The organism is Deinococcus rhizophilus (genome assembly GCF_030271215.1).
GTDB lineage: Bacteria > Deinococcota > Deinococci > Deinococcales > Deinococcaceae > Deinococcus > Deinococcus rhizophilus.
The window spans coordinates 1-7,129 of record NZ_JASNGB010000156.1 but is presented as its reverse complement, the minus strand read 5'-3'; the positions used below and the strand labels follow the sequence as shown (position 1 = coordinate 7,129).

Sequence of the window (7,129 nt, the reverse complement as noted above, 5' to 3'; positions counted from 1 at the left end):
AGGCCACCGGGACGGTGCGCTCGGTCCCGCTGTCCCCGGCGGCGTCCCAGAAGGTGTGGTCGTGGGCAGGCTGCACGCTCGCCGCAGTGAGGGCGGTCGGCGCAGCAGGCAGGACGGTTCGCGCCGTGCGTGTGACCCGCAGGGTGCGGGTGCCCGTCTCGCCGCGCAGGGTCGTGACCAGCCGCAGGTCCTGGGTGCCGACCCGCAGCGGCCACCACAGGATGAACAGGCCGTCCGGCCCGACCTCCGCCGCCCGGCCGCCGATTCGCAGGGTCGCCCCGGCGGGCACGCTTCCCTCCAGCAGCACGTGGTCGGAGGCGACCCGGTGGCCCGGCGGCGGGTAGGCGACGAAGATGTCCGGCGCGGCGAGGGCCGCCGAACCCATGGATGAACCCAGCAGGGCGGCGGCCAGGGCGGGGGCACGGCGGGGCAGGCGGCGCATGGGCCGGTCTAGCACGGCGCGGCACCCGCAGGATGAAGGGACGCGGGAGTGGGAGACGCTGGCCCACCCCTCCCGTCGGCCCCTTTGAACTGCTGTTCCTCTGCTCGCGCTGCTGCTGGGGGGCCTGTGACTGGTGGCCTGTGGCTGGCGACCTGTGGCTGGTCGTGTGGGTGACTCGCCACGCCCGGGACAGCGCGGGGCCGCGCCCACCGGGGAGGTGACGCGGCCAGCGGGGGGGGGACCGTTTTTTCCTACTCGCTCTGCTCGGATTGAGCAGTCACACAAACTGTTCAATCGGAATCCGTATCAGTTCGCCGCGCTGCCCGCCCCGCCCTCCCGCAGTTCGTCGGGCAACTCCTCGGCGTAGAGGTCGCGCCACGTCTGGCCGTCGAAGGTCACCTCCGACTCGATGAAGTACTGCGCGGGGTCGTCGGGGTCCGTCAGGCTGTCGGTGGGAAGGTCCAGCCGCACGCCCTGCACGGCAGGCAGGCTCCCGCGCGTCCGGAGGTCCGGGGCCTCGTCCATGAAGGTCTCCGCGAGGAGGGTGCGCGTCCACTCGGCCCACGCCGCCGGGTCGCCCGCCCCGGTCGCCGAGCGCAGGTCGCCCCGCACCCGGTCGGCCTGTTCCTCCGGCACGTCGCCCTCCGGCCACTCCACCCGCCCGTCGTTCCACACGGTCACGGGCACCGTCTGCACGTCGAGCATCTGGGTCAGCAGGTCCCCGAGTTGGGAAGACCCGGGCGAGTCTGCCTCCGCGCCGTCGTAGGGAAGCCAGTCCTCGCCGTCGAGGGTGTAGGCCAGCGGCGAGAGGTAGACCGCCAGCATGTCCTCACCCTCACCCACGGCCGCGTGGGGCTGGTTGGCAGACGAGGGCAGCAGCGGCAGGCCGCGCAGCTCCAGCTGGGTGCGGACGGCCTGCGGCGCCGCGTCCCTGTCCGGGTCGCCGTCCAGCAGGTCGAGGTGACGCCGGGTCCAGTCGTCGCCCTCGCCGTCCCACTCGCGGATCAGGTTCTCCAGCGGTTCCAGCAGCGCTTCGGGCGGCTCGGCGTCGAGGTCGATGCGGCCCTCGCGCCAGTGTTCGGCGGTCAGGGTGCCCAGCAGGGGACCGCGCTCGCGGGCCAGCGGATGCCGCAGCAGCTGCTCCATGCCGTTGTCCGGCAGCGCGAGCGGCTCCCAGGTGTTCCCGTCGTGCGAGGTCTCGGAGCTCCGCACCCGCAGGAAGGCCCCCTCGCCCAGCAGCAGCGCGGTCTCCGGGGTCGAGCGGGCGTTCAGCACGAGGTCACCCGTCAGGCGCTGGTGCGCGGGCACCGGGATCGCCGCGAAGTCCTCGGGGGTGGCGACCGCCTCGGTGCCCCGGCCCATCATCAGGTGGATCTGGCGGTAGCCCTGCTCCCAGGCCCCTCCACCCGGCAGCGCCGAGCGCAGGGCCTCCAGCAGCCGCCCGCGCACGGCGGGGTCGTCGGGACCGCCCGTCAGCGTGACCTCGCCCCCCGCCGCCCGCACCTCGACCGGAAAGGTGGTCGGCATCAGGCCCAGTTCCTTGCGTCGTTTCGCTTCACCCATAGCCACAGGGAAGCACATGGCGACCGGGTGGAGGCCCGAAGCTTCATGAACCCGGAGCCATCAGGCGACCGTCAGGCACGTACAGCCCCCAAGCCTTATAATTCTGAGCGTTCATGAAGAAGCTTCCGCTGTCCGCTGCCCTCGTCGGCCTCACCGTCCTGCTCACCGCCTGTCCCGGCCCCGGACAGGAGCGGCCCCAGCCCCCCCAGACCTTTGCCCTGACCGTGAAGGTCGAGGGTGTCCCGCAGGCTCCCGTCACCGTCGTCAACGACGCCACGAAGGCCCAGGCGTTCAGCGGCCCGGTCACCGGCAGCAAGACGCTGACCCTCAAGGCCGGGGAGGTCTTCCGGGTGGAGGGCGGCGCGGTGAACGGGTATGTCACCCCCGCCGCCGAGGTCATCACGCTGGGCGGCGACAAGACGGTCACCCTGACCTACCGCGCCGCCGCGCAGCCCGGCGCAGCGCTGGACCCCGCCCGGCTTCAGGGCACCCTCAGCGGGTGGACCTTCGGGACAGGGAGAGTGTCGGCCTATTTCCGCCGGAGCGACACCCTGCTGAGCCTGACGCCCGCCACCGTGACGGCGGCGGGGGCGGTCGATGGAGCGCTGCCCACGCCGCCCGAACTCGTGCCCTTGCTGGGCAGTTGCCCCTTTGACGGTGAACGCAGCGTAGCGGATGTCGATGTCGAGTCGGCCCAGATCGGGGTCTTCGGCGCACAGGGAGACCTGCTGGGCACCGTGACCGAGCGGGCGGCGGACGGGCGGCGGGTCATGCGGCTGTACTCGTCGCGGGCCGCCACCATCAGGGGCACTGCCACCTGCGGAAGTACCACGCTCGACCTCGACCTCACGCTGACCCAGGGCTGGAACGCGATCAGCGAGGAAGCGGGCACCGGGGGACAGCCGCTCCGCCTCCGCAGCGTGGCTCCCGGCACCCGCGTCAGCCTCGTCTTCGAGCGCGAGGCCGAGCAGGTAGACGTCCTGTTCAAGGATTTCTCCGAGATCACCCTGCGGGCCGGGGAGTCGGTGAGCCGCGAGGCGACCTTCGTGCAGGTCGGCGGCATCAGCGGCGCGGTCACTCTGGAGACGAAGGTGCCCGGCGTGACGGTCACGCCCTCGACCCTCACCCTGCCCGCGCTGGGGGCCCAGAGCATGGAAGCGCAGAGCGCGGCGGCTGGATCGGCGCTGGCCCGCCTCTCCGCGCAGGCGGTGACGACACCCCTGACCTTCACGGCAGCGGCGGGCGCTCCGGCGTACAGCGGTCCCCTCGAAGTGGTCGTGAAACAGGGCGGCCTGGTGGTCGGCAGCGGCACCCTGCCCAGCCTGCGGGTCATCGCCCCCAGCGTCAGCGTGACCGTGGCGACCGAGCAGATGGGCGGCCTGTTCCTCTCCCCCGGCACCACTGCCGGGCTGAAGGTCAACGTGAGCAGCGTGGAAGGCTTCAGCGGCAGCGTGACGCTGACGGTGGGCGACCTCCCGGCGGGCGTGACCGCCCAACCCGTGACCGCGCAGGTCACGCCGGGCACGACCACCACGGTCACCATTCCGCTCACGGTGGCCGCAGACGCCGCGCCCGGCACGACGACCGTGCGGGTGTCCTCGCCGCAGGCCGGACCTCCCCAGGGACCGAACACCGTGCAGCTCACGGTGCGCCCGGCCCGCACGGCGGTCGGGTCGGCGGGCCAGCTCGCCCCCTCCGGCGACGGCGTCTGGCTGACAGGTGCGGGCGGTTTCGACCCCGCCACCTCGGGCTACCGTACCGAGCTGACCCGCTACGTGGGCCTCCAGTCCGGGGCGAAGGCGACCGTGCCATTCGCGGTCGGGAGCCTGATCGCGCTGCCGGACGGGGACGTGCTGGCGCTGGGCAGCGACGACCGGGTGGCCCGCCTCACGGCGGCAGGCGAGGTCACGCTGATGCCCCGTCCGGCTGGCCTGTCCTCGGGCGTGGCCGACGCCCAGGGCCGGGTGTGGTTCGTGCAGCGCACGGTCGTCGGGACTGGCGGCTTCCGCAGCACGCTGGCCCGCTGGACCCCCGGCGCGGGCAGCGGGGCGGGCGAGACCGTCGTCGTGGACGACACGCGCGATTACGGCCAGCAGGGCGGACGGCTGGTGGCGAACGGCGACGGCCGGGTGCTGGCCTACCTGCCCGCCTACACCAGCGCGGCGCTGCGGATCGACCCCCAGGCGGGCACCGTCACGCCCCTCGGCGCCGAGGTCTCCGAACAGGGCGGCAGCGTGGCGATCAGCGCCCCCGGCACCGTGTGGCTGACCCAGAACGGGACGCTCAAGCGCCTGAACGCCGACGGGAGTGTCACGACCTTTGGCGAGTTGCGGGTCGACCGCCTGTTCGGCTTCGACCGCCAGAACCCGGACGTGCTGTGGGGCGCCGATTACACCAGCGTCTTCCGGATCGACGCCCGCACGGGCAAGGCCACCCGCGTCCAGCTCGGGGAGGTTCCGGCGGGCGTCCCCCTGAACGGTGGCGGTCTCGCCTTCCTGACGGGCGATTACGACGGCAGCGGCACCCGCCAGAGCTACCTCTCCATCCTGCGCTGAGCCCTCCCCTCCCTCCCGGCCCCCTCCACCCCGGAGGGGGTTACTCGTTGAGCGCCACGCCCACGAAGCCCCCCTTCCTCCCCTGCTCCAGCCGGGCAAAGGCCACGTCGGGGTCGTGCGGGGTGCAGAGAATCGCGCCGGACTCGTACCACTCGCCGTAGTACCGCTTGCGCGTCTCCAGCGTGGTCACCGGGTAGAGGTCGTAGCCCATGACATACGGGTAGGGCACGTGCGCCAGCGTGGGCACGAGGTCGGCGGCGTACACCAGCGTCCCCCCGCCCGAGCGCAGCACCACCCCCTGCTGCCCGAGGTTGTGCCCCGGCAGCGGCAGCACGCTCAGGCCGGGGCGCACCTCGTGCTCGCCGTCGACGACCTCGTACAGCCCGGCGTCGCGCAGCGGCTCGATGTACCCGGCGACGTAGCTCGCGCGGCTGCGTTCGTGGGTGTGGGCCGCGTCGTGAAGCTCCTGCCGCTGCACGACGTAGCGGGCGTTGGGAAAGGTCGGCTCGCCCGCCGGGGTCACGTTGCGCCCGGCGTGGTCGAAGTGCAGGTGGGTGTTGATCACCAGACCGATGTCGCCGGGCGTCAGGCCGACTTCCGAGAGGCCCCGGAAGACCGTCTCGTCGCGGTCGAGGGCGTACATTCCCTCGAACTTCTCGCCGCCCCCATCCCAGAAGCCCGTCTCGACGAGGATGTTCTCCCCACCCAGGCGAATCAGCAGGGGGTTGATGCGCAGGCGGATGCGGTTGAGGTCATCGGCGGGCGAGACGCGCTCCCACAGCACTTTGGGCACGCTGCCGAACATCGCGCCGCCGTCGAGCCGGAACTGGCCGTCGGTGAGGGAATACACGTCGGCCTCGCCGACCCGCAGGTGTTTGATCCAGGACATGAGGGGGAGTGTAGCGGCCCTTCACGCCCGCCCAGCCCCAGCCGCCGGAAGCCGGGGCCGGGAGCCGGGGCAAGGACGGCCCCATGACGCCAACGGGCCGGAGCGTGAAGAGGACGGACTGTCAGGACGTCTACGCCGGGCAGCCTCAGGCCCGGCAGGGTCGTTGACCTCGCGGTGGGCAGGGGCTTTTTCTCCCTCTGCAAGCCGCTTGGCGGGTCATCCCTTGCGGAAGAGGCCCTCAGTAGGCGAGGACCCCGGGCGAACCCGCCTCCGCTCCCCGCGCGATCACCACCCGGTTGCGTCCAGCGGCCTTCGCCGCGTACAGGGCCTCGTCCGCCACGCGGGGCAGGCCGTCGGGAGCGGGGGCATGGACCCCCAGGGCCGCGACCCCCAGCGAGACGGTGACCTGCCCCAGCGCCATGCCCGCGTGGCTGAGGCTCCAGCCCGCGACGGTCTCGCGCAGGCGCTCGGCGAGTTCAGCGGCGGCCCCCGTGTCCAGCCCCGGCAGCAGCAGGGTAAATTCCTCGCCGCCGGGCCGGGCGGGCACCGCGCCGGGGGGCACGAGGTCGCGCAGGGCCGCCCCCACCCGCACCAGAACAGCGTCCCCGGCCTCGTGCCCGAAGGTGTCGTTGAAGCGCTTGAAGTGGTCCACGTCGAGGGCGATCAGCGAGAGCGGCTCGCCGGTGGCGGCGGCGTGCGCTCCGGCGGAGGCCAGCGCTTCTTCCAGATGGCGGCGGTTGAACAGCCCCGTGAGGGGATCGCGGATGGCCTGCTGGTGCAGCCGCTCCTGCAGTCGCAGCCCCGCGAGCGCGAGCGCCACCTGCCGCGCCACGGCGGGCAATGTCTCGCGCAGTTCGGCGGGGAGGGACTGCCCCTCAATTTCAGGGCGCACCCGCAGGATGCCCAGCGTCTCCCCGTGCGAGAACAGCGGCACGCAGACATACCCGCCGCCGCCCGGCCCGCTCAGGCAGGCGGGCGCGAANGTTCGGCGGGGAGGGACTGCCCCTCAATTTCAGGGCGCACCCGCAGGATGCCCAGCGTCTCCCCGTGCGAGAACAGCGGCACGCAGACATACCCGCCGCCGCCCGGCCCGCTCAGGCAGGCGGGCGCGAAGCCCGAGTCCTGCGGCCAGCGCGGTTCGCCCCGGCGCAGCGCCCAGCAACCGTCGGGAGCGCCGCCCGACCCCGCCTCGTCTCCCCAGGTCAGCAGCGGCACCAGCAGGTTGCGAGAGGCGTTGTGGGTGGCGAGCGAGCCGCGCGTGCCGGGCAGCAGCGTGGGCAGGGCGCGGGCCAGAATCTGCCCGCCTTCCTCCAGGCCCCGCGCCGCCTGCAGCCAGTCGCTGAGGTCGCCCAGCGCCCCCATCTGCGCGTTCTGGGCCGCGAGGTCGGCGGCGCGGCCCTGGGCCTCTCGCTGCGCGGCCCCAAGCTGCTCGCTCATGCGGTTGAAGGCCGCCGAGAGCGAGCGGACCTCCTGCGGGCCCCGGTCCGAGAGCTGCACGTCCCCCTCGCCCTGCGCGAGCCGCTCGGCGGCGAGGCCGACCCGGCGGTAACTGCGCGAGACCAGGGCCGCCGCGAGCAGGCCGCCCAGCACCGACAGGGCGATCACCGCGGTCCCGTAGTCCAGCAGCGTGCGGCGCAGGTCCTGCAGGCGGGCCAGCGCCTCCGTCTCCTGCCCCCGCAG

The 7,129-nt window shown here is 73.2% G+C and carries 5 protein-coding genes and 1 pseudogene; 1 reads left to right on the top strand and 5 read right to left on the bottom strand.

All coding sequences use genetic code 11. From position 1 onward, the window contains the following. Both QOL99_RS13465 and QOL99_RS13460 read right to left on the bottom strand, forming a co-directional pair. Positions 1-442, bottom strand: a pseudogene (locus QOL99_RS13465) (N-acetylmuramoyl-L-alanine amidase); the annotation flags it as partial. A 306-nt stretch (positions 443-748) separates the two neighbouring features. After that, on the bottom strand, positions 749-2,005 hold the full coding sequence (locus tag QOL99_RS13460) for a hypothetical protein (protein WP_285524564.1): 1,257 nt from the start codon (positions 2,003-2,005) through the stop codon (positions 749-751). 113 nt (positions 2,006-2,118) lie between these two features. Between QOL99_RS13460 and QOL99_RS13455 the strand changes: the two genes are divergently transcribed. Continuing rightward, a complete protein-coding gene (locus QOL99_RS13455) occupies positions 2,119-4,560 on the top strand; it encodes an NHL repeat-containing protein (RefSeq protein ID WP_285524563.1) in 2,442 nt (813 codons plus the stop codon). 40 nt (positions 4,561-4,600) lie between these two features. Here QOL99_RS13455 and QOL99_RS13450 read toward each other — a convergent pair whose 3' ends face one another. The 3 genes from QOL99_RS13450 to QOL99_RS13440 form a co-directional block, all read right to left on the bottom strand. Next, positions 4,601-5,449: an MBL fold metallo-hydrolase gene (locus QOL99_RS13450; RefSeq protein WP_285524561.1), complete on the bottom strand. Its 849-nt coding sequence runs from the start codon at positions 5,447-5,449 to the stop codon at positions 4,601-4,603. Between the two features lie 238 nt (positions 5,450-5,687). Beyond that, entirely contained in the window at positions 5,688-6,383 is a 696-nt protein-coding gene (locus QOL99_RS13445; protein WP_285524559.1) for a GGDEF domain-containing protein, read from the bottom strand. Positions 6,384-6,412: 29 nt separating this feature from the next. Then, a complete protein-coding gene (locus QOL99_RS13440) occupies positions 6,413-7,039 on the bottom strand; it encodes a HAMP domain-containing protein (protein ID WP_456318862.1) in 627 nt (208 codons plus the stop codon). Positions 7,040-7,129 lie beyond the last annotated feature (90 nt).

Bases quoted from the DNA above. Each gene is read 5' to 3' on its own strand.
- QOL99_RS13460 (WP_285524564.1), bottom strand. From the start codon at position 2,005: ATGGGTGAAGCGAAACGACGCAAGGAACTGGGCCTGATGCCGACCACC.
- QOL99_RS13455 (WP_285524563.1), top strand. From the start codon at position 2,119: ATGAAGAAGCTTCCGCTGTCCGCTGCCCTCGTCGGCCTCACCGTCCTG.
- QOL99_RS13450 (WP_285524561.1), bottom strand. From the start codon at position 5,449: ATGTCCTGGATCAAACACCTGCGGGTCGGCGAGGCCGACGTGTATTCC.